The organism is Campylobacter sp. GB48, assembly GCF_049221845.1.
Lineage (GTDB): Bacteria > Campylobacterota > Campylobacteria > Campylobacterales > Campylobacteraceae > Campylobacter_D > Campylobacter_D lari_C.
The window spans coordinates 1-505 of sequence record NZ_JBMJAR010000108.1 but is presented as its reverse complement, the minus strand read 5'-3'; the positions used below and the strand labels follow the sequence as shown (position 1 = coordinate 505).

General features: G+C 28.1%; 2 pseudogenes. Both read left to right on the top strand.

Annotated elements, in window-relative coordinates:
- Nucleotides 1–243, top strand: a pseudogene (locus tag ACOTVC_RS09070) (hypothetical protein); the annotation flags it as partial.
- Between the two features lie 76 nt (nucleotides 244–319).
- Nucleotides 320–505: pseudogene (locus tag ACOTVC_RS09065) on the top strand (hypothetical protein); the annotation flags it as partial.

The window sequence follows — 505 nt, the reverse complement described above, 5'->3', positions numbered from 1 at the left end:
TATGAAAATAAGATCAAAAATATCCCTATCATAGGAGCTAGAATAAAAATATATGATAAAGATAAAAAAACACTCCTGTATGATAATACTGCCAATGATCAAGGAAAAATAAAAATTTCTAATAGTGAGATTAAAGATGAGGAATTAAGTTTTTATATAGAATTAGAACATCCTGACTTTGATGAAAAACCTATAGTTTTTAAGAAAAGGTCTAGAAAAGCAAGAAAATCCTCTTTATTTTAGAAGGGCTAAACTAAGATTAAAACATACTCCTTTTGAGAAATTACAAACTCCTAAAGAATTTAGAGAAGCTCTTGAGGTGAATGATGAAGAAAGAAAACATTATCAAGAAAAAGATGGAGAATTAGATCAAGATTGGAATAGTTTAAAAGCCAAAGCAGAAGAACTTTTAGCAAGAAATGAAGCTATTATTAAAAAAACTTATGAAGAGGAAATGAAAAAAGCAAACGAGCAATTACAACGAGCTACAACCGACAAAGAGAAA